Genomic DNA, 19180 nt, shown 5'->3' on the forward strand with positions numbered 1-19180 from the left:
GGGAGTGCGCAGCGTGCGGGGGGCAATTGCCGCATCAGGGCCGTGACACGGCGAACGTGCGTAGTACGAACATGCCGCCCCAGAAAGGTGTACCCGAGAGTAAGTCCGCGGGTGGGCCTTGGCAAGGTTCGGGTACGGACCAATTCGACGTTGCCGAGGGTGAGTTGGGAATCAAGGGCGGGGTGGCGCCCTTCGCCGCTAGTGAGCGTGCTTGCGCCGCTCCGCCAGCCGCCCCGCATGCTCATGCTGCTGATCCGTCGCGAAGCGCAGGAAGTCGATCAGCCGGGTCAGTGTGGTGACGTCCAGGGCGCGGAGGTACTCGGAGCCCTCGGCCACGATGGGGCCATAGATCTCCATCACCATCGCGAAGCACTTCTCCGTGGGGCGGACGATCACCCGCCGGCGGTCGGCCGTGTCGCGGCTGCGGGTGGCATAGCCCGCGGCCGTCAGACGGTCGATGGCCGTGGTCACTCCGCCGGTGGTGAGGCCGGCGGCGGTGGCGAGTTCGCCGGGGCTCAGCGGGGTGGGGTCCAGGAGCAGCTCCAGGCAGCGCAGGTCGGTGCGGTTGAGGCCGAGGTGGTCGGCCAGGCGCTGGTCCAGGACGTCGCTGGCGCGCTGATAGCGCTGCATGGCCACGCCTACCTCCTGGATCAGCCGCTCCCGGCCCTCGGTCTCGTGCTCCGGCTCCGCTGCCATCTGTCTCCACCCGTCCTTCCTTCGAGATTCCTCTTGAAATTCTAGCGATCCCTTCGTAGGGTCATCCTCATCGTTAGATCGCTAGAAAATCTAGCGACTCGAAGTTCTAGAGAAGTGGAGCAGAGTGATGAGCAGCGAAAACCGGCCGCATGTCCTGATCGTCGGAGCCGGGTTCGGCGGGCTGGCGCTGGCCCATGGGCTGCGGCAGCGCGGGATCCCGGTGGCCGTCTACGAGCGGTACCGCAGCCGCACCGATGGACTGCACGGCTACCGGGTCGGCATCGACCCCACCGGCAACCGGGCGCTCAGGGAGTGCTTGCCGCCGCGGCTGTTCGACACCTTTGTGGCGACCTGTGCGCGGACGCCCTCGCACTTCACTGTGCTCACCGAGAAAAAGAAGATCACCGCGGCCGTACCGCTGCGCGGGGACGCCGACCCGGTCAACTCCGAGCGTTCGGTGTCCCGGCAGACGCTCCGGCAGGTGCTGCTGACCGGGCTGGAGGACATCGTCCACTTCGACAAGCGCTTCACCGGATATGAGCGGCGGCCGGACGGGAAGGTGGTGGCGTACTTCGCCGACGGATCCTCGGCGGTGGGCGATGTGCTGGTGGGGGCGGATGGGGCGAACTCCCAGGTACGTCAACAGTATCTGCCGCACGCGGTACTCAAGGAGGCCGGGATCACCAGCATCGCGGCCAAGATACCGATGAGCCGGGAGGCGCTCGGCCTGCTGCCCGGCCCCTCGCGCACCGGGCTGTCGCTGACCTTCGCCCCCAAGGGGTTTATGTGCATCTGGCATGTGATGGAGTTCGGCTGGGACGAGCGCGGCGGCATCAAGGAGGGCGCGGCCGGCAATGACGCCGAACTGCTGCGCTCCTGGCCGGGGTTGCTCTTCGATAACACCCGGGACTACCTCTCCTGGGGGCTCTGGGCGGCCAACGACAAGTTCCCGGCGGATGTGATGTCGCTGCGCGGGCGGCAGTTGACCGATCTCGCGCTGGAGCTGACTCCCAACTGGCACCCGGATTTCCGCCGGCTGTTCGCGATGGCGGACGCGTCGACGGCGTTCCCCATCCGGATCGCGACCTCCGAGCCGGTGCCCGCCTGGGAGACCACCCAGGTGACCCTGCTCGGCGATGCCGCGCACACCATGACCCCGGGACAGGGCGTGGGCGCCAACACGGCACTGCGGGACGCGATGCTGCTGGCACGGGCGCTGGGGGAGGCCGCGGCGGGGCGGCGCGATCTGCTGGGCGCGATCGGCGACTACGAGGCGGAGATGATCCCCTATGGCTTCGCCCGGGTGAAGGACTCACTGGCGCAGAACGGAACCAGTGGCGATGATCCGCTGCACAAGCCGGTGCTGGGACGGGCTGTACTGGCCGCCAACCGGACCTACTTCCGGGCGGTCGACCGGATCCCGGCCGTGCGGCGGAAGTTTCTGGACGAGCTGTATGCGTACCGGGGTGCGGACGAGGCGTAGTGCGGTCCTGCCTGGCGGATCAGGCCGCGTCCGTGTGGTGTGCGGTGAAAGTCACCTGGGTCCTGTCGTCGTCCAGGGCGATGTTGAGCGACGCGTCCAGTGCCCTGGCCAGCTTGCTGAGCAGCGGCAAGGTGGGCACGGTGTCCGAGCCCTCGATGCGGGAGATTTTCGCTTGGGTGAGTCCGGCCCGTTTGGCGAGTTCGGTCTGGGTCAGTCCGAGCTCGGTACGCCGGTCGTACACGGCTTGGGCGAGCGCCATGGACAGATGGATCTCATAGCGAGCCTCGGCGATGCCCTCGGGTTCGGTGTAGCCCTCGGCCAGCTTCCGCTCATGAGAGAGCTTCCATCGACTGTGGTTCATCGGCTGCTGTTCCCTTCCTTGAACGTGCGCGAAAACTCCTCGTGCGCTGGGCCATGTTCGGTCATACAGGTCTTCCGTGCGAGTTTTGCCCGTTGGATCTCGCCGTCCTCATGCTGCTTTGTCTTGTGGAAGACGGTCAGGAGGACCGCCGTGCGACCTGGGGTCAGCCAGTAGGTGATGCGCACCGACGCGCCGTCGAGGGTCGGGCGCAGCTCGCGCAGGCCGTCGCCGAGATAGCGGGCGTACGGTTCTCCGAGGGTTGCCGCTTGCTCGGCAAGTAAGCAGGCGTACTCCTCGACCTTGAGGTAGTGCTTGACAGGTAGCGATTCGAGCCAGGACCGCACCTCCGGCTCGATCTCGATCGTGTAGAGGCGCTCCACGCGATCCACTGTATATGTCGTTGGCGACATAGGTGCCGCAAGGCGAAAATTGCTGCTCGGTAGCCACACTGATTCCCAGCCGGACCCACCTTCGGGGGCCCGTGCGCAGCCCCCGGTGGACTACCGGGCCATGGACGGCGCGTACCGCACCCGCATCTCCTTGATCCCGTTCAGCCAGGCCGACCGCAACCGCCGTGGCTCGCCGGCGAGTTCAATGCCGGGCATGGTGTCGGCGATGGCGGCGAAGAGGAGGTCGATCTCCAGGATGGCCAGCGACTTGCCCAGGCAGAAGTGCGGGCCGCCGCCGCCGAAGCCCAGGTGGGGGTTGGGGTCGCGGGTGATGTCAAAGGTGTCGGGGGAGTCGAAGACCTCGGGGTCGCGGTTGGCGGAGGCGTAGAAGAGGCCGATGCGTTGGCCGGCGGCGATGGGGGTGCCGCCCAGTTCGGTGTCGTGAGTGGCGGTGCGCTGGAAGGCGGTGACCGGGGTGGCCCAGCGGACGATCTCCTCGGCGGTGGTGGCGGGGCGGGAGCGGCGGTAGAGGTCCCACTGGGCGGGGTGGGTGAGGAAGGCGTGCATCCCATGGGTGATGGCGTTGCGGGTGGTCTCGTTGCCGGCCACGGCGAGCAGCAGGACGAACAGGCCGAACTCGTCGGAGCGGAGGTTGCCCTGGTTCTCGGCGGCCATCAGGCGGGTGACGATGTCGTCGGCGGGGCAGGCGGTCCGTTCGGTGGCCAGCCCCATGGCGTAGGCGACCAGTTCGGCGGCGGCCTGGACGCCGGGTTCATGGTCGGCGGCGAGTTCCGGGTCGTCATAGGCGATCATCGTGTTGGACCAGTCGAAGATCTTCGCCCGGTCGCGCTGGGGAATGCCGATCAGCTCGGCGATGGCCTGCAAGGGCAGTTCGCAGGCGATGTCGGTGACAAAGTCGCCGCCGCCCCGGGACCGGGCCCGGGCCACGATGTCCTCGGCGCGCTCGCGCAGCGCGTCCCGCAGGGCGCGGATGGCGCGCGGGGTGAAGCCGCGCTGGACGATCTGGCGCACCCGGGTGTGCTCGGGCGGGTCCATGTTGAGCATCATCAGCCGCTGGGCGTCGATGTGTTCGGGCCGGATGTCCGGACGGAAGCGGATGACGGCGGTGTTGCGGGCGGAGGAGAAGTCCTCGGGGCGCAGCGATGCCTCGCGTACGTCGGCGTGGCGGGTGACCACCCAGTAGCCGTCGTCGTCGAAGCCCGCGGCGCCGGCCGGCTGGGCGTTCCACCACACCGGGGCGGTACGCCGCAGCAGGGCGAACTCGGGGAGCGGGACCCGGCGGTGGTACAGGCCGGGGTCGGTGAAGTCGAAGCCGTCCGGCAGGGCGGGGCAGGTCATGGCCACCACTCCTCGATTGCTGACGCACCGTCAGTCAACTGTTTTCCGACGCTAACTCCGGCCCCCGGACAAGGCAATGAGGAGGACGCCATCTGTTGCCGGGCCCGGCTTTGCGCGACCCTTGCGTACCGGCGGTAGCACCGCGTAGGACTGGGATCGCGGGATCAGGAGAGGACGAGTCATGGCCGCTGAACCTGTCATCGTCGAAGCCGTACGCACCCCCATCGGCAAGCGCGGCGGCGCGCTCGCCCAGCTCCATCCCGCCTATCTGCTGGGGGAGACCTACCGGGAAGTCCTCGCCCGCACCGGCATCCAGCCCGACTGTGTGGAGCAGATCGTCGGCGGCACGGTCACCCACGCCGGGGAGCAGTCGATGAACCCGGCGCGGACGGCCTGGCTGGCGATGGGCCTGCCGTATGAGACGGCGGCCACCACCGTGGACTGTCAGTGCGGCTCGTCCCAGCAGGCCAACCACCTGGTCGCCAACATGATCGCCTGCGGCGTGATCGACATTGGCATCGGCTGCGGACTGGAGGCCATGTCCAGGGTGCCGCTGGGCAGCGGCTCCCGGCACGGTCCGGGCAGACCCTTCCCCGACGAGTGGAATGTGGACCTGCCCAACCAGTTCGAGGCCGCCGAGCGGATCGCCCGCCGACGCGGCCTGACCCGGACCGATGTGGACGCCCAGGGCCTGCGCTCCCAGGAACGGGCCGCCCGGGCCTGGGCGGAGGAGCGCTTCAAGCGCGAGACCTTCGCGGTCCAGGTGCCCACCACCGAGGAGGAACAGCTGGCCGGGCAGGGCATGTGGCGCCTGGTGGACCGGGACGAGGGGCTGCGCGACACCAGCATGGACGCGCTGGCCGGCCTCAAGCCGGTGATGCCCACCGCCGTGCACACGGCCGGCAACTCCTCCCAGATCTCGGACGGGGCGGCCGCCCTGTTATGGGCTTCCAAACGCATGGCCCGGGCCCTGCGGCTGCGCCCCCGGGCCCGGATCGTCGCCCAGGCCCTGGTCGGCTGTGACCCGCACTTCCACCTGGACGGGCCCATCGACGCCACCCGCGCGGTGCTGGGCAAGGCCGGGATGTCACTGCGCGACATCGACCTGGTGGAGGTCAACGAGGCCTTCGCCGCAGTGGTGTTGTCCTGGGCCCGGGTCTTCGACCAGGACCTGGAGAAGGTGAATGTCAATGGCGGGGCGATAGCCCTGGGGCACCCGGTGGGAGCCACCGGGGCCAGGCTGATCACCACCGCACTCTATGAACTGGAGCGCAGGGACGCCGAGTTCGCGCTGATCACCATGTGCGCGGGCGGGGCGCTGGCGACCGGGACGATCATTCAGCGGTTGTCCTGACCGGTTCCGGTGCCAGGGCGCCCAGCACCCATGGGACGTTGTTCTTCCCGGTGACGATGAGGACCTGCTGCTCCCCGTCACGGCATTCGATCACCCGGGAGCCGCGCTGGGGACCGTCGACGGGGTCGGTGAGATAGAGGTGGCGGACGCGCTCGGCGAACAGCGTGCGCGGCAGCGGCTTGCGCAGGATCCGGCCGTCCGGGTCGATGGTCACGGCCAGTTGACCGGGTTCGGCCACCAGGAAGCCACCGCCGGCATAGGGGACATGGCCGATGACGAGACCGGGGAAGCGCTCTTCCCGCTCGGGCGTCCGGGGGGTGACCGCAAGGGAGTCGGAGGCGCGCCGACCCAGCAGGAACATGACCATGGCGGTGATCACCAGCACCGGAGCGTCACAGAGCGCGGTGAGCCGGAGGGCCGCGGGCAGGTCCGGGGTGACGAACGGGGCGATGCCGCCGATGCCGCCGATGACAAGTGCGGCCATCACCGGAAGGCGCATGCGCCAGCCCCGCCGTGCGGCGGGATCGGGGCTGCGCCAGGCCCGGCGCAGGGCGTGGGCGCACCAGAGGAACAGACCGGCGAGCCCGGGCAGGCCCAGACCGGCCGCGGACCAGGTGCGGTAGGTGCCGGCCGGGTTCTCGGCGGTGGACTGGCGCCGCCCATGGAAGTCGACGGAGCGGATCGCGTCGCGCCAGTACGTCACGGTGACCCGGTCGCCCGGGGAGACCGCGGAGGAGACGGGGCCCGTGCCGCGCATCGCCAGGCGGTGCGCGGTGCCGTCCCGTTCGGTGAGGGACAGCCAGTGGACGGTCGTTCTGTGCACATACTCGCTGTCGGTCCCGGTCACGGTGGCCGGCACCCGGCGCAGACAGTCCCCGGCCCCCGCGTTCGCCGGGCACTCGGCCGCGGCGGCGTAGGCCCGCTGCTCATGGAGGGCCCGGGGCACGGGGACCAGGAGCAGCACGACGGCGGCGATGGCGAGGGCGAGCCCCAGCGCCGCCGAGGCGATGATGCTGCCCCGCAGCTGTCCCGGGCTACGGGTGATGCCGGTTGGGCTCATGGCGGTTCCCGTTATGAGGTGGAAGTGAAGGTGACCGGTGCGTCGAACGCCGCCCGGCGGGTGGCCCGGCGCAGGGCCTTGAGGACGGTGGGGCCCAGGGTGAGGGTGGCCAGCACCGTGACCACGGCGCGTGGCAGGTCCCAGCCCAGTGAAGTGGCCAGGCAGTACGCGGTGAAGCGGGCCAGGTTGTCGGGGAGCGGGTCGCCGGGGACGAAGGAGATCCCGGAGGCGAGGGAGCCGATATAGGGCCAGCCCTGGAGGTTCATCACCGTGCCGTAGAGGATGGAGGCCAGCGCCCCGTACCCGGCGAGCAGGGCCAGTTCGCCGCGGCCGCGCAGCCGGTCGGGGGCGGGCAGCAGGCCCGCGCCCATGGAGACCCAGCCCATGGCCAGCATCTGGAACGGCATCCAGGGGCCGACCCCGCCGGTGAGCAGGGCGGAGGCGAACATCGACAGGGCGCCCAGGACAAAGCCGAAGCCGGGGCCCAGTACCCGGCCGGAGAGCACCATCAGGAAGAACATCGGCTCGATGCCGGCGGTCCCGGCGCCCAGCGGGCGCAGCGCGGCGCCGGCCGCGGCCAGTACGCCGAGCATGGCGATGGCCTTGGCGTCCAGGCCGGTGTCGGCGATGGTCGCCAGGACGACGGCGAGCAGGAGCGGGAGCAGGGCGGCGAACAGCCAGGGGGCGTCATGGCTGTGCGCCAGCCCGGAGTTGCCGTCGGCCAGCAGGGGCCAGGCGAAGGCGGCTATGCCGATAAGGGTGATCAGGGCCAGGGCCGCTATGGAGCGGGGGCCGAGGCGGATGGGGTTGGCGCGGGGCGCCGTTTCCTTGCCGGGTGCGGGCCGGCTGTGGCTGGTCGCGCAGTTCCCCGCGCCCCTTGCGGGGCGGGGCCGGGGCAGCTTCATGACGGCATCAGCCCCAGCGCATTCCGCACCTGTCCGACCGTCAGCCACGCCGCAGGCGCCAGCACCTTCGCCACCTGGGGGGCGAACGCGGGCGAGGAGACCACGACCTCGGTGGTCGGGCCGTCCGCGACGATTTCGCCCTCGGCGAGGATGACCACCCGGTGGGCGAGCTCGGCCGCCAGCTCCACATCATGCGTGGCCAGCACGATCGCATGGCCCTCGGCGGCCAGCCCGCGCAGGATTTCCACCAGGCGGGCCTTGGCCGCGTAGTCCAGGCCCCGGGTGGGCTCGTCCAGCAGGAGCAGCGGTGGCCGGGCGGTGAGCACCACGGACAGGGCGAGGGCCAGGCGCTGGCCCTCGGAGAGGTCGCGGGGGTGGGTGGTGTCGGCCACCTCCGGGAGCAGTTCGGAGACCAGGGCCCGGCAGGTGCCGGGCGCCGCGTCCGCGTCCCGGTCGGCGGCCGCGCACTCGGCGGCCACCGTGTCGGCGTAGAGCAGATCGCGCGGCTCCTGCGGCACCAGGCCGGCCTGGCGCAGCAGTTGGCGGGGCCCGGTGCGGTGCGGGTCCAGGCCGCCCACCCGGGCCGTGCCGTGCGCGGGGGCGTGCAGGCCCACCAGGGTGGTCAGCAGGGTGGACTTGCCCGCCCCGTTGCGGCCCATCAGGGCCACCGTCTCCCCGGCGTGTATCCGCAGGTCCACCCCGCGCAGCGCGTCCAGGCGGCCGTGCCGGACCACCAGGGCGGAGGTCTCTGCGGCGGCGGGCGGAGCGGTGGATTCCGGGGAGCGGACGCCCAACAGGCGCTTACGCGGCCGTTGTTCCGGAATCGTGGGTTCCGGCGCCGGTGGCGGGGTACGGTCCGCCAGCCGTTCGCGCAGTGGCGCTGCCTTGCGGCGGGCGTCGCGGACCGACAGCGGCAGTGGGGACCAGCCCGCCAGCCGGCCCAGGCCGACCACCGGCGGATGCACCGGGGAACGGGCCATGATCTCGGCCGGGTCGCCGATCACGGGGGCCGCGCCCGGCGAGGGCAGCAGGATGACCTGGTCCGCGTACTGCACCACCCGTTCCAGCCGGTGCTCGGCCAGCAGCACCGTGGTGCCCAGGTCGTGCACCAGGCGCTGCAGTACGGCCAGCACCTCCTCGGCGGCGGCCGGGTCCAGGGCGGAGGTCGGCTCGTCCAGCACCAGCACCCGGGGGTGGGTGGTGAGCACCGAGCCGATGGCCACCCGCTGGCGCTGGCCGCCGGAGAGGGTGGCGATGGGCCGGGCGCGCAGGGCCGCCAGGCCCAGCAGGTCCAGGGTCTCCTCCACCCGGCGGCGCATGGTGTCGGCGGGCAGGCCCAGCGACTCCATGCCGTAGGCCAGTTCGTCCTCCACCGTGTCGGTGACAAAGTGGGCCAACGGGTCCTGGCCCACCGTGCCCACGACATCGGCGAGTTCACGGGGTCGGTGGGTACGGGTGTCGCGCCCCGCCACGGTGACCCGGCCGTGCAGGGTGCCGCCGGTGAAGTGCGGCACCAGCCCGCTGACGGCGCCCAGCAGGGTCGACTTGCCGACTCCGGACGGGCCGACCAGGAGGCACAACTCACCTTCGGGGACGGTCAGTTCGACGTCCCGGAGGGCGGGTGCGGCGGCGCCGTCATAGCTGACCGACACCTGCTCGAAGCGGATCACCTGGTCAGGTCTCCTTCCACAGTGCGCGGCGCCGGGGCCAGGAAGCCCGGCGCCAGGCCGATCAGCAGCGCGGCGGCCGGCCAGAGCGGCAGCCGGGGCGCGGCCAGCGGTACGGCGGGCGGGTGCAGCGCCCCGGGGGCGTGGGAACCGGCCAGGATCATCAGCGTGGCGACCAGCGCCCCGGAGCCGGACACCAGCCACTCCCGGAGGCCCCAGGAGTCCGGCCGGTAGCGGGTGCGCACCGAGCGGCGGCCGCCCAGCCGCAGTCCGCCCAGCGCGGCCAGCAGTCCGGCCAGCAGCAGGGGCAGGCCGTATCCGGCGCCCTGGTCGGCCAGCAGGCCATAGGTGCCGGCGCACACGCCCAGCAGACCGCCCAGGGTCAGCGCCGAGGTCAGATGCCGTACCGCGGGCGGGACCTGGGCGGTACGGCCGTAGCCGCGCGCGTCCATGGCCGCCGCCAGCGCCACCGAACGCTCCAGCGCCCCCTCCAGCACCGGCAGCCCCACCTGGAGCAGGGCCTTGAGCCCCCGGTCCGGACGGCCGCGCAACCGCCGTGCGGCGCGCAGCCGTTGGACATCCGCGACCAGGTTGGGGGCGAAGGTCATCGCCACCACCACCGCCACGCCCGCCTCATAGAGCGCGCCCGGCAGCGACTTCAGCAGCCGGGCCGGGTTGGCCAGCGCATTGGCGGCGCCCACACAGATCAGCAAGGCGGCCAGCTTGAGCGCGTCATAGAGCGCGAAGACCAGGCCCTCGGCGGTGACCCGGCCGCCCAGGCGCACCCCGCGCGCCCAGTCGGGCAGCGGGATCTCGGGCAGGGTGAGCACGGTGTGCGTACCGGGGATCGGGGAGCCGAGCAGCACGGCGAACAGCAGCCGGATGACGATCACGGCCAGGCCCAGCTTGAGGAAGGCGCCATAGGAGCGCGCCCAGGGTGCCTCGGTGCGCCGGGCCGCCACCACATAGCCCGCCACCGCCACCAGCAGGCACAGCAGCAGCGGGTTGGTGGTACGGGAGGCGGCGGTGGCCAGGCCCAGCGCCCATATCCACCACGCGCCCGCGTGCAACTCCCGGGCGCGCGCCTGTCGGGCGCTCATCCGCGCCGGTGGCGCGCCTGCCACAGGGCGGCGGCGCCCAGTACGACCACGGCCGCGACCGCGGCGATCAGACCGACGGACGGCCCGTCGCCGCCCGCACTTCCGGCCGTGGCGGGCTGCTGCCCGTCCACCTGCTCGCCACAACCGGCCCTGGGATAGCCGGAGATGGCGCACAGCAGCGCGGCGGAGTTGTACCGCAGCGGCTTGGCCACCGCCGCCAGCGCGTCTCCGGCACTGGCGTCCCGGGGCAGCTGGGCACAGGCGGTACGGCCGGCGGGCGGCCGCTCACGGTCGGGGGCGTCGGCGGCGGTGCCGAAGTCCAGCACCACGGCCACCCGCTTGCGGCCCTCCTGGGCGGGGGTGGCATCGCAGACCGCCCCGAAGGCGGGCGCGGTGCGCGGCTTGGCGGCGTCGGCGGAGTCCTGGCTGACGGCGAAGCGGAAGCCGATGCTCTGGCCGTCGGCCGGGCGGGCCTGGGCCGGGCCCTGGGTGGCATAGGTCCAGCCGCTGCCGCCGCTCTGCCAGAACGACCAGTAGCGGTAGCCGGCCGCCTGCGCCGGGGCCAGGCCGAGGAGGGCGAGCAGCCCGGCGATCAGCAGGGCGCCCGCCGTGCGGGCCATGGTCACGGCTGCTTCTTCTTGCGGCCGCTGAGCAGGAAGCCCACGCCGATGCCGGCCACCAGGCAGACGCCGACGAACCACCAGACGCCGAAGGTGGTGCCCTTCTCCTTCTTCTTCTCCTCCTGCTGGGCGGGCGTGCTCGCCGGCTTGGGGCCGGTGGCGTTCAACTGGGCCACCAGGTCGGTGCCGGCGAAGTCGCCGGGGTCGCCACCGGCCGCGTGCACGGCCAGCACCAGCTTGGCCAGCCGGCCCGGGTCACCCTGGCCGGAGTCGCCCTTGGCCCACTGCACGGCCTTGGCGTCCTTGGACTCCAGCCACTTCAGCGGCTTGGCGGCCGCCTCCCGGTGGCCGCCGGCGGCCAGCGCGGTCACGGCATCGGCGGTGACCCCGAAGTCCGGGCCCTTGGGGGCACCGGGCATGGAGGACTCCAGGTGGTCGCCGGTGGCGTCCAGCTTCTTCACCAGATAGGCGGCGGCGGCCGAGGCGGCGGCCTGCGGGTCCTTCGCGGCCTTGCCCTGCTTGCAGTCCAGCGGCTGCACCGGCTTGTTGTCCTTGCCGGCCGCCGGCACCAGATAGCCCTTGCCCAGCGCGGCCAGGGACGAGGCGGCGGAGGCGGAGTTGTCGGCGGTCAGCTGCCCGTTCTGCGGTGCCCAGCCGAACGCGCCCTGGTCATCGGCCTTGGCGTCACAGCCCAGCTGGAAGGTGAGCAGGGCGTCATAGGGGGACTTGCCGCTCTTGGCGGTGATCCTGGCCGGGTCCTTGCCGGCCGCCGCCAGGGCGCCGATCGCGGTGGCGGTGGAGTTGGCGTTGCTGTTCTCGCCCGGGCCCATGCCCCAGCCACCGTCCGCGTTCTGGTGCGCGGTGAGCCAGTCCAGGCCCTTCTTCACCTGCTCGCCGCGCCCGCCGACGGCCGCCAGGGCTTGCACCGCCGCCGCGGTGTTGTCGGTGAACTCGCCCTTCTGCGCGTCACAGGGCTTGCCGGTGTCGGCCCGGAAACCCGGGTAGCCGCCGTCCGCGCACTGCTGTCCGGCCAGCCAGTCCACGGCCTCCGGGGCCGGGCTGACCCCGGCCGCGTTCTGCGCCAGGAAGGCCAGCGACTGGCGGAAGACGCCGTCGAACTTGGGGTCCGCCGTGCCGTAGAGGCCGGGGGCCTTGGGCGACGGGGCCGAGTCGGCGTGGGCGGCGGTCAGGCCGGTGGTCCCGAGCAGGGCGACTGCGCCCAGGATCGCGGAGGTCCGGCGCGCGGCGGAGCGGGGGGCCATGGTGGAGTGCCTCTCAGACATCGGACGCCGGGTTTGTACCGGGTTTCCGGACATTTTAGCGGGGGCTTATCCAGCGGCCGGGTAGTGCCCCCGGCCGCCGGAGGCATTGCCGGGCGGCTGGGGCGGTGCTACCACGTCTGACATGGCGTCAGATATGGAGCACCGGCAGCTCTTCATCGGCGGGGCCCTGACCGACCCGGCCTCCGACCAGGTGATCGAGGTCGTCTCACCGCACAGCGAGCAGGTCATCGGACGGGTGCCACACGCCTGTTACGCGGATGTGGACCGCGCGGTGGCGGCGGCCAGGGCCGCGTTCCCCGCCTGGGCCGCCCGGCCGCCCGAGGAGCGGATGGAGATCGTCACCCGGATCAAGGACGGACTGGCCGCGCGCTATGAGGAGATCGGCCGGCTGATCTCCGCGCAGAACGGCTCGCCCTGCTCCTGGAGTCTGCTCGCCCAGGCGCTGGGCGCGGTGATGGTCTGGGACGGCGCCCTCCGGGTGGCCCGCGGGCAGAGCTATGAGGAGCGCCGCACGGGCGTCCTGGGCCCGCTGTTGGTGCGGCATGAGCCGGTGGGGGTGGTGGCGGCCGTGGTGCCCTGGAACGTTCCCCAGTTCGCGGCGGCCGCCAAGCTGGCGCCCGCACTGCTGGCGGGCTGCCCGGTGGTGCTCAAGCCGGCGCCCGAGACCCCGTTGGACGCCTACCCGCTGGCCGGGATCGCGGCGGAAGCCGGACTGCCGCCGGGGGTGCTGTCCATCCTGCCCGGCGGCGGCCAGACCGGGGAGTACCTGGTGGGCCACCCCGGCGTCGACAAGGTCTCCTTCACCGGCTCGGTCGCCGCCGGCAAGCGGGTGATGGCCGTGGCAGCCCGTGAACTCACCCGGGTCACCCTGGAGTTGGGCGGCAAGTCGGCGGCCGTGGTGCTGCCGGACGCCGATCCGGACACCGCCGTGGCCGGCATTGTCCCCGCCGCCTGGATGAACAACGGCCAGGCCTGTGTGGCCCAGACCCGGGTCCTGGTCCCGCGCACCCGCTACCCCGACTATGCCGAGCGCCTCGCCGCGGCGGCCAACGCCCTCTCCGTGGGCGACCCCCTGGACCCGGACACCCGGATCGGCCCCCTGGTCTCCCGCCGCCAGCGGGAACGGGTGCTGGAGTACATCGCCCTGGGGCAGCACGAGGGGGCCAAGGTCCTGGCGGGCGGCGAGCCCCCCGAGGCTCCCGGCACCGGCTGGTATGTGCGGCCCACCCTGCTCGGCGAGGTCACCAATGGCATGCGGGTGGCCCGCGAGGAGATCTTCGGCCCCGTGGTCTGCCTGATCCCCTACGAGGACGAGGAGGACGCCGTCCGCCTCGCCGACGACTCCGAGTACGGGCTGTCCGGCAGCGTCTGGACCGCCGACACGGACCACGGTGTGGCCTTCGCCCGCCGGATCCGCACCGGCACCTTCTGCGTCAACACCTTCAGCCTGGACATGCTGGGCCCGTTCGGCGGCTTCAAGTCCTCCGGAATCGGGCGGGAGTTCGGCCCCGAGGGCTTCGCGGAATATCTGGAGCACAAGACGATCCACCTGCCGGCGGGAGCATGACCATGGCCCGGTGGCGGATCGAGGTGGACCGGCAGCGCTGTGTGGGCTCCGGCCAGTGCGCGGCCCTGGCGCCCGGCGCCTTCCGCCTCGACCCGGCGCATAAGTCGCACCCCGCCGCGGCCGACACCGAGCCCTCGCGGGCGGTGCTGGACGCGGCCGAGGGCTGCCCGGTCGAGGCGATCACCATTTACCGCGCCGACACGGGGGAGTGGGTGTTCCCGGCCGAAGGCATGGACGCCCCGTAGGGGCAGCCCTTCGGGGGCGCGGGGCGTCCGCGTCATGCGGCTCCGCCGCGCGGGCGCGACCAGCCACCGACGGCCCGCACCTCAGAAACAGCCCAACCTGCCCCGAACGAGTGCACTTTGGAGCGGAACCCCATGTTCCGGCTGCCCGCTGGCGAGAAAGGAGCCGACGGCCGGAAGGAGGGGTTCAGGGTGCCGACATCGCGGCCGGGGAGCCGGACGAACAGCACGCCCCCGTCGGGTGAACCCCCGCTGTCGCCCCGGGGAATTCACCCGCCAAAACCCCAACTCCCCTGCTGCGCAACCCTATTGAGTGATCGCCGTACGGCCACCGCTTCCGGTATTCCTATGAGGCGTTGGCCGTGCGGAGGGGTGATGGTGACGGTGTCATCCCCGAGGGAGGGAACTGACGATGGGATCCGCCATTACCTTCGAGGAACTCGACCGAATGTCCGGTGAGTTGCTGCCGATGCGCACCGTGCTGTCCAGCGTTTCGCCACCGGGGGCCGACCATCCGCTGTACCGGATGCTGGTGCGCAGCGAACACGGCACCACCGTCGCCTATGCCTGCCAGTACCGGCAGGAACCGGGAAGCCCCGGCCTGCTGGCCGCGCTGGGGCTGGCCTCCAGCACGCCCGGATACACCATGACCTGCATTCCCGCGGCAGTCTCCAGCCACTGAACCACCTGCCGCACATCAATCCCAGAACTCCGGATCGCCGAGCGGGCCTTCCGGGTGCGAAAAACCAAGGAAAGGGGATGGAATGGAAAACGTCATCAGCTTCGAGGAGCTCGGCCTGATCTCAGGTGAGGTGCTGCCCGAGCGCACCGTCATGGGCATCGTGGCCACCCCGTTCAACCACCCCGGCGGCGATGGTGCCGGCGCCGCCAGCAGCAGCTCCGCGGCGGCCACCGGCGGCGGTGTGTTCGCCCCGGCCCCCAGCGACCACGGCACCACGGCGCTCTCCGCCTGCCAGGCCGTCGACCACCAGGGCACCCCGGGCCTGCTCGGATCCCTCGGCCTGGGCTCCCAGAACCCGGCCAGCGGTGTGACCTGCGTCCCGGCGGCCATCTCCAGCCACTGACCGGATAGCAGCGGCTGGTCGCATCCGTCCGGGGAGGGACCGGAGTTCTCCGGTCCCTCCCCGCCTCCCCCTACGCCCCGGAGAGTCCATGTCGCTGCCCTCCGCCCCGCGCACCGGCCGGACCGGGGAACCGGCACCGGTGGCCGGCATCGAGCTGGTCGGCGAGTTCGAGGGATCCGGCTACCGCGAGCCGCCCCAGCTGGTCTGCCGCCCGGACGGACAGCTGGTCCGCCTGCCCACCCTGCTCTACCAGGCCGTCCGCTCCCTGGAGCGGCATGGAGCACACAGCGGTGCGGGCGATCCGGTCACCGCACGGGTGGCCGCCGACCTGAGCCGGGAGACCGGCCGGCGCTTCACCGAGGCCCATATCGCCTACCTCCTCGACCACAAGCTCGCCCCCCTCGGCCTGACCACCCGCGCCGATGGCTCGCTCCCCCCGCCGCCGGCGAAGACCGATCCCTTCCTCGCCTTCCGGTTCCGGCTGGCGGTGCTGCCGGAACACCTCACCTGGTTTCTCTCCGGCCTCTTCGCCTGGCTCTTCCGGCCGGTGCTGGTATTCCTGGGCGTCGGCGCATTCCTGGCGGGCGAGGCATGGCTCTGGACCACCCAGGACACCGCCGCCGCACTGGGCTCGGTGCTCTCCTCCCCGGGCCTCATCCTGCTGGTGATTTTCCTGGCCGTCGCCTCCTGCGCCTTCCATGAACTCGGCCATGGCGCAGCCTGCCGCTATGGCGGAGTACGGCCCGGGGCGATGGGCTGTGGCATCTATCTGGTCTGGCCCGCCTTCTACACCGACATCACCAACTCCTACCGGCTGAGCCGGGCGGGCCGTATCCGGGCCGATCTGGGCGGGGTCTATTTCAACGCGCTGTTCGCCCTGGGGCTGTTGGGCTGTTACGCACTGACCGGATTCCAGCCGCTGCTGGTGGCGATCCTCTCCGTCAACCTGGAAATCGTCCAACAGCTGCTGCCCACGCTGCGGTTCGACGGCTATTACATCGTCGCGGACCTGGTCGGTATCCCCGACCTCTTCCGGTATATCGCCCCCATTCTCCGGCGGGTGCTGCTTGGGCGCCGGGACGAGGAGGGGCTGCTGCGTGCCCTGAAGCGGTGGCCGCAGATTGTGGTGGCCTGCTGGGTGCTGTTCCTGGTCCCGACGCTGGGGCTCCAACTGGGACTGATGCTGGTCAACTTGCCGCAGCTGCTGTGGGCCGACTGGTGGCGTGCTGATGCGTTGCTGGCGCATGCCCACTCGGTGCTGGGGCTGGTGGCTGCCTGGCTGCAGATCCTGCTGTTGGCTCTGCCGCTGGTGGGGCTGGTACTGGCGCTGGGGCGGCCGGGGTGGCTGCTGGTGCGGGCCGGGTGGCGTCGGGTTCAGTCCTGGCGGTGAAGGGGCCGGCGGCAACGCCGCCGGCGTCGTGCCAACTCCCGCGAGGACCTGGGCAAGAGGGCATTCGGCCAGGGAATGTGCAACTTCGACATGGCTCGCAGAGGCAGCTACCTTCATCTCGTCCTCGGCAGTCGCACAGGGGATTCCTGCGGGCTGAGCCACCCACGACGGGATGAGCCGGTCACGCCCATGAACCCTCGCCCCCACGCATAAGCCACCGAACCGGGTCCACACCAGGCAGCCACAACCAGGGAGAGACGCATGCCCCATCTTGCTCTGTACACATTCGGCGTCCTGAAGTCACCTCTCGCCGATTCCGCACCTCTTACGCACGAGTTCTACGCCATGGGTGAGGCCGTCTACCGGAAGTTCAGTCAGCACCCCGGATACCTGGCGCATGCTGAACCGGTAAACGTCGAGCGGGGCGGCCTCTTCGAGGCGGACTGGGGTGCCTGGGGAGAGTTCTCCGTACCGACCTGGTACGGCAAGGGCCGTACGGCGGAAACCACCGCCCTGGCCGCGACCCTCTCACTCTGGACCGATCTGCGCCCCGCCTTTGACGCCGTCTACACCGGTATGCACCGTGAGGCGCTGAACAGGCGTTACGACTGGTTCGAGAGGACAGGGCACCCGAATTACGTCTTCTGGTGGGTCTCCGGCGACGCGATACCCACCTGGCGGGACGGGGTTTCCAGGCTGGAGCACCTCCATGATCATGGCTCCGCGCCGCACGCCTTCACCTTCCGCGACTCATTCGCCCCGGACGGAACTCCGAACAGGATCAAAGACATCGGGCCGAAGAGCGACCGGGTGCACTGACAAGGAAGCCTGAAAGTTTCCCGCGCCCCCTACGGGGCGTCCAGCGCCGGGGCCAGGACCGCGAAGGCCCGGTCGATCAGGGCGGCCGCGTTCTCGGTGCCGTCGCTGTCGCTCCAGCGCCGCAGCACCGCGTCGAACGCGGTGAGGGCCATGCCGGCCGCCAACTCGGCTTGCAGATCCGGGGACTTGGCTCCGGCGCCCCGGCGTCGGGTCAGTTCCACCGCCAGGTCGGCGCGCCACTGGGCCTGGCGTTCCAGGAAGCGGGCGTAGAGCGCGGGGGTGCGCAGGATCAGCTGGACCACCCGCAGCGCCCGGTCGCCGTGGTCCGCGCAGGCCGCCATGGCGATCCAGACGGCGTGCCGCAGGGCGGCCGAGGGCGGCTCCCCGGCGGGGCGGGCCGCCAGTTCGGCGCACATGCCGGTGCCCATGCCAGCCAGGAACTGGACGACCACGTCCTCCTTGGAGGAGAAGTACCGGAAGAAGGTCCGCTTGGACACTCCGGCGGCTGTGGCGATCTCGTCGATGGTGACCACATCGAACCCCTTGAGCGCCAGCAACTGCAGTGCCGCCTCGGTCAGTTCGTCCGAGACGAGCTGACGCTTGCGCTGGGCCAGGCTGGCTTCGGGGCGGAGTGGGGAAGTCACCAGTCCATCGTAGCTCCATGCCATGGGTGTCATGCAGTGACATCTTGACACCGAGTGACACGAGGGGCAACGTGTGTCGCATGACCAAGCAGCGCGAGCAGCAGCAGAAGCAGCAGTGGGCCGCCGAGCGGATCCCGGACCAGAGCGGCAGGGTGTTCCTGGTCACCGGGGCCAACAGCGGCCTTGGCCTGGCCACCACCCGGGCCCTGGCCCGCCGGGGCGGGCGGGTGATTCTCGCGGTGCGCGACCTCGACAAGGGCCGCCGGGCCATCGCGGAGATCACCGCCGAGCAGCCCGCCGCCGCCCTGGAGGCGCGCCCGGTCGATCTGGCCGACCTGGACTCCGTACGGGACTTCGCCGACCGGCTGCGCGCCGACCACTCCCGGCTGGATGTGCTGATCAACAACGCCGGGGTGATGGCGCCGCCCCGGTCGCTCAGCCCGCAGGGCCATGAGCTGCAGTTCGCCTGCAATCATCTGGGGCACTTCGCCCTCACCGGGCTGCTGCTGGACCTGCTGGCCGCCGGGCGCGATCCCCGGGTGGTCACCGTGAGCTCGGTCAACCACCGCAAGGGGCGGCTGCGTTTCGAGGATCTCGCCGGGGAGCGGGGGTACTCGCCGATGGGCTTCTACAACCAGTCCAAGTTCGCCAACGCCGTCTTCGGCCGGGAGCTCCACCGCCGGCTGGTGCGGGCCGGCAGCCCGGTGCGCAGTGTGCTGGCCCACCCCGGCTATACGGCCACCAATCTGCAGACCAGCGCTCCGGTGGGGCTGTGGCGGGTGGTGTTCGGCCGGATCGGCAATCCGCTGCTCGCCCAGCCGCCGGCGCGGGGCGCGCTGCCACAGCTGTACGCGGCCACCGAACCGGCCGTGGCCGGGGGGCAGTTCATCGGGCCGGACGGTCCGGCCGAGTTGCGGGGCGAGCCCACCCTGGTGCCGCTGTCCGACGCGGCGGCCGACCCGGAGACCGGCCGCCGGCTGTGGGAGCTGTCCGAGGAGCTGACCGGGGTGCGGTTCGCCTTCCCCGCAGCGGTCTGAGCCGGGGCGCCCGGGCGGGGCGTAGCGAGTGGTGCGTACACTCTCCTCAACTCGCCCTTGTTACTCGTGCGTTCCGCACGGTCACTCAGTGACATCTGTGACTGTTCCGTCCCGCTCAC

The 19180-nt window shown here is 71.5% G+C and carries 20 protein-coding genes; 9 read left to right on the plus strand and 11 right to left on the minus strand.

The window, feature by feature from the left end:
• Positions 1-198 precede the first annotated feature (198 nt).
• On the minus strand, positions 199-696 hold the full coding sequence (locus ACIHFE_RS02460; protein WP_400103734.1) for a MarR family winged helix-turn-helix transcriptional regulator: 498 nt from the start codon (positions 694-696) through the stop codon (positions 199-201).
• Between the two features lie 127 nt (positions 697-823).
• On the opposite strand from ACIHFE_RS02460, the gene ACIHFE_RS02465 reads away from it, so the two are divergent.
• Positions 824-2179, plus strand: a complete 1356-nt coding sequence (locus ACIHFE_RS02465) for an FAD-dependent oxidoreductase (protein WP_400103736.1) — start codon at positions 824-826, stop codon at positions 2177-2179.
• 19 nt (positions 2180-2198) lie between these two features.
• On the opposite strand, the gene ACIHFE_RS02470 is transcribed toward ACIHFE_RS02465, so the two are convergent.
• From ACIHFE_RS02470 to ACIHFE_RS02480, 3 genes are all read right to left on the minus strand, one after another.
• Positions 2199-2540, minus strand: coding sequence for a helix-turn-helix domain-containing protein (locus ACIHFE_RS02470; RefSeq protein WP_400103738.1), 342 nt, complete (start codon positions 2538-2540; stop codon positions 2199-2201).
• Positions 2537-2920 (minus strand): type II toxin-antitoxin system RelE/ParE family toxin, encoded by a 384-nt coding sequence (locus ACIHFE_RS02475; protein WP_400103740.1) that lies wholly within the window; start codon positions 2918-2920, stop codon positions 2537-2539. The genes ACIHFE_RS02470 and ACIHFE_RS02475 overlap by 4 nt, the downstream gene beginning before the upstream one ends.
• A gap of 120 nt (positions 2921-3040) precedes the next feature.
• Entirely contained in the window at positions 3041-4288 is a 1248-nt protein-coding gene (locus ACIHFE_RS02480; protein ID WP_400103742.1) for a cytochrome P450, read from the minus strand.
• Positions 4289-4469: 181 nt separating this feature from the next.
• Between ACIHFE_RS02480 and ACIHFE_RS02485 the strand changes: the two genes are divergently transcribed.
• A complete protein-coding gene (locus ACIHFE_RS02485; RefSeq protein ID WP_400103744.1) occupies positions 4470-5642 on the plus strand; it encodes a steroid 3-ketoacyl-CoA thiolase in 1173 nt (390 codons plus the stop codon).
• Here the strand turns inward: ACIHFE_RS02485 and ACIHFE_RS02490 are convergent.
• From ACIHFE_RS02490 to ACIHFE_RS02515, 6 genes are read right to left on the minus strand one after another with little or no spacing between them, the layout of a single operon-like run.
• Positions 5623-6702: a hypothetical protein gene (locus tag ACIHFE_RS02490; RefSeq protein ID WP_400103746.1), complete on the minus strand. Its 1080-nt coding sequence runs from the start codon at positions 6700-6702 to the stop codon at positions 5623-5625. The genes ACIHFE_RS02485 and ACIHFE_RS02490 overlap by 20 nt on opposite strands.
• Positions 6703-6713: 11 nt before the next feature.
• Entirely contained in the window at positions 6714-7607 is an 894-nt protein-coding gene (locus tag ACIHFE_RS02495) for an ECF transporter S component (protein WP_400103748.1), read from the minus strand.
• Complete coding sequence (locus tag ACIHFE_RS02500) at positions 7604-9277, minus strand: ABC transporter ATP-binding protein (protein WP_400103750.1); 1674 nt, start codon at positions 9275-9277, stop codon at positions 7604-7606. The genes ACIHFE_RS02495 and ACIHFE_RS02500 overlap by 4 nt, the downstream gene beginning before the upstream one ends.
• Positions 9274-10374 (minus strand): CbiQ family ECF transporter T component, encoded by a 1101-nt coding sequence (locus tag ACIHFE_RS02505; RefSeq protein WP_400103752.1) that lies wholly within the window; start codon positions 10372-10374, stop codon positions 9274-9276. Before ACIHFE_RS02505 ends, ACIHFE_RS02500 begins: the two co-directional genes overlap by 4 nt.
• Positions 10371-10994 (minus strand): SCO2322 family protein, encoded by a 624-nt coding sequence (locus ACIHFE_RS02510; RefSeq protein WP_400104396.1) that lies wholly within the window; start codon positions 10992-10994, stop codon positions 10371-10373. Before ACIHFE_RS02510 ends, ACIHFE_RS02505 begins: the two co-directional genes overlap by 4 nt.
• A gap of 2 nt (positions 10995-10996) precedes the next feature.
• Complete coding sequence (locus ACIHFE_RS02515; RefSeq protein ID WP_400103754.1) at positions 10997-12277, minus strand: prenyltransferase/squalene oxidase repeat-containing protein; 1281 nt, start codon at positions 12275-12277, stop codon at positions 10997-10999.
• Between the two features lie 121 nt (positions 12278-12398).
• Between ACIHFE_RS02515 and ACIHFE_RS02520 the strand changes: the two genes are divergently transcribed.
• From ACIHFE_RS02520 to ACIHFE_RS02545, 6 genes are all read left to right on the plus strand, one after another.
• Positions 12399-13844, plus strand: coding sequence for an aldehyde dehydrogenase (locus tag ACIHFE_RS02520; RefSeq protein WP_400103756.1), 1446 nt, complete (start codon positions 12399-12401; stop codon positions 13842-13844).
• A gap of 2 nt (positions 13845-13846) precedes the next feature.
• Entirely contained in the window at positions 13847-14089 is a 243-nt protein-coding gene (locus ACIHFE_RS02525) for a ferredoxin (RefSeq protein ID WP_400103758.1), read from the plus strand.
• A gap of 409 nt (positions 14090-14498) precedes the next feature.
• Positions 14499-14768, plus strand: a complete 270-nt coding sequence (locus ACIHFE_RS02530; RefSeq protein WP_400103760.1) for a hypothetical protein — start codon at positions 14499-14501, stop codon at positions 14766-14768.
• A gap of 82 nt (positions 14769-14850) precedes the next feature.
• Positions 14851-15171 (plus strand): hypothetical protein, encoded by a 321-nt coding sequence (locus ACIHFE_RS02535; protein WP_400103762.1) that lies wholly within the window; start codon positions 14851-14853, stop codon positions 15169-15171.
• 88 nt (positions 15172-15259) lie between these two features.
• Positions 15260-16561, plus strand: coding sequence for a hypothetical protein (locus ACIHFE_RS02540; RefSeq protein WP_400103764.1), 1302 nt, complete (start codon positions 15260-15262; stop codon positions 16559-16561).
• A gap of 261 nt (positions 16562-16822) precedes the next feature.
• Positions 16823-17380, plus strand: coding sequence for a DUF3291 domain-containing protein (locus ACIHFE_RS02545; RefSeq protein ID WP_400103766.1), 558 nt, complete (start codon positions 16823-16825; stop codon positions 17378-17380).
• A gap of 29 nt (positions 17381-17409) precedes the next feature.
• On the opposite strand, the gene ACIHFE_RS02550 is transcribed toward ACIHFE_RS02545, so the two are convergent.
• Positions 17410-18048 (minus strand): TetR family transcriptional regulator, encoded by a 639-nt coding sequence (locus tag ACIHFE_RS02550; RefSeq protein ID WP_400103768.1) that lies wholly within the window; start codon positions 18046-18048, stop codon positions 17410-17412.
• Positions 18049-18104: 56 nt separating this feature from the next.
• Between ACIHFE_RS02550 and ACIHFE_RS02555 the strand changes: the two genes are divergently transcribed.
• A complete protein-coding gene (locus ACIHFE_RS02555; protein ID WP_400103770.1) occupies positions 18105-19061 on the plus strand; it encodes an oxidoreductase in 957 nt (318 codons plus the stop codon).
• Positions 19062-19180: the final 119 nt, after the last annotated feature.

The organism is Streptomyces sp. NPDC052396 (assembly GCF_044593195.1).
GTDB lineage: Bacteria > Actinomycetota > Actinomycetes > Streptomycetales > Streptomycetaceae > Streptomyces.

Excerpts from the sequence above, each read along its gene's own strand:
- ACIHFE_RS02460 (WP_400103734.1), bottom strand. The coding sequence starts at position 696 with ATGGCAGCGGAGCCGGAGCACGAGACCGAGGGCCGGGAGCGGCTGATC.
- ACIHFE_RS02465 (WP_400103736.1), top strand. The coding sequence starts at position 824 with ATGAGCAGCGAAAACCGGCCGCATGTCCTGATCGTCGGAGCCGGGTTC.
- ACIHFE_RS02470 (WP_400103738.1), bottom strand. The coding sequence starts at position 2,540 with ATGAACCACAGTCGATGGAAGCTCTCTCATGAGCGGAAGCTGGCCGAG.
- ACIHFE_RS02480 (WP_400103742.1), bottom strand. The coding sequence starts at position 4,288 with ATGACCTGCCCCGCCCTGCCGGACGGCTTCGACTTCACCGACCCCGGC.
- ACIHFE_RS02485 (WP_400103744.1), top strand. The coding sequence starts at position 4,470 with ATGGCCGCTGAACCTGTCATCGTCGAAGCCGTACGCACCCCCATCGGC.
- ACIHFE_RS02490 (WP_400103746.1), bottom strand. The coding sequence starts at position 6,702 with ATGAGCCCAACCGGCATCACCCGTAGCCCGGGACAGCTGCGGGGCAGC.
- ACIHFE_RS02495 (WP_400103748.1), bottom strand. The coding sequence starts at position 7,607 with ATGAAGCTGCCCCGGCCCCGCCCCGCAAGGGGCGCGGGGAACTGCGCG.
- ACIHFE_RS02505 (WP_400103752.1), bottom strand. The coding sequence starts at position 10,374 with ATGAGCGCCCGACAGGCGCGCGCCCGGGAGTTGCACGCGGGCGCGTGG.
- ACIHFE_RS02510 (WP_400104396.1), bottom strand. The coding sequence starts at position 10,994 with ATGGCCCGCACGGCGGGCGCCCTGCTGATCGCCGGGCTGCTCGCCCTC.
- ACIHFE_RS02515 (WP_400103754.1), bottom strand. The coding sequence starts at position 12,277 with ATGTCTGAGAGGCACTCCACCATGGCCCCCCGCTCCGCCGCGCGCCGG.
- ACIHFE_RS02520 (WP_400103756.1), top strand. The coding sequence starts at position 12,399 with ATGGCGTCAGATATGGAGCACCGGCAGCTCTTCATCGGCGGGGCCCTG.
- ACIHFE_RS02525 (WP_400103758.1), top strand. The coding sequence starts at position 13,847 with ATGGCCCGGTGGCGGATCGAGGTGGACCGGCAGCGCTGTGTGGGCTCC.
- ACIHFE_RS02530 (WP_400103760.1), top strand. The coding sequence starts at position 14,499 with ATGGGATCCGCCATTACCTTCGAGGAACTCGACCGAATGTCCGGTGAG.
- ACIHFE_RS02535 (WP_400103762.1), top strand. The coding sequence starts at position 14,851 with ATGGAAAACGTCATCAGCTTCGAGGAGCTCGGCCTGATCTCAGGTGAG.
- ACIHFE_RS02540 (WP_400103764.1), top strand. The coding sequence starts at position 15,260 with ATGTCGCTGCCCTCCGCCCCGCGCACCGGCCGGACCGGGGAACCGGCA.
- ACIHFE_RS02545 (WP_400103766.1), top strand. The coding sequence starts at position 16,823 with ATGCCCCATCTTGCTCTGTACACATTCGGCGTCCTGAAGTCACCTCTC.
- ACIHFE_RS02550 (WP_400103768.1), bottom strand. The coding sequence starts at position 18,048 with ATGGCATGGAGCTACGATGGACTGGTGACTTCCCCACTCCGCCCCGAA.
- ACIHFE_RS02555 (WP_400103770.1), top strand. The coding sequence starts at position 18,105 with ATGACCAAGCAGCGCGAGCAGCAGCAGAAGCAGCAGTGGGCCGCCGAG.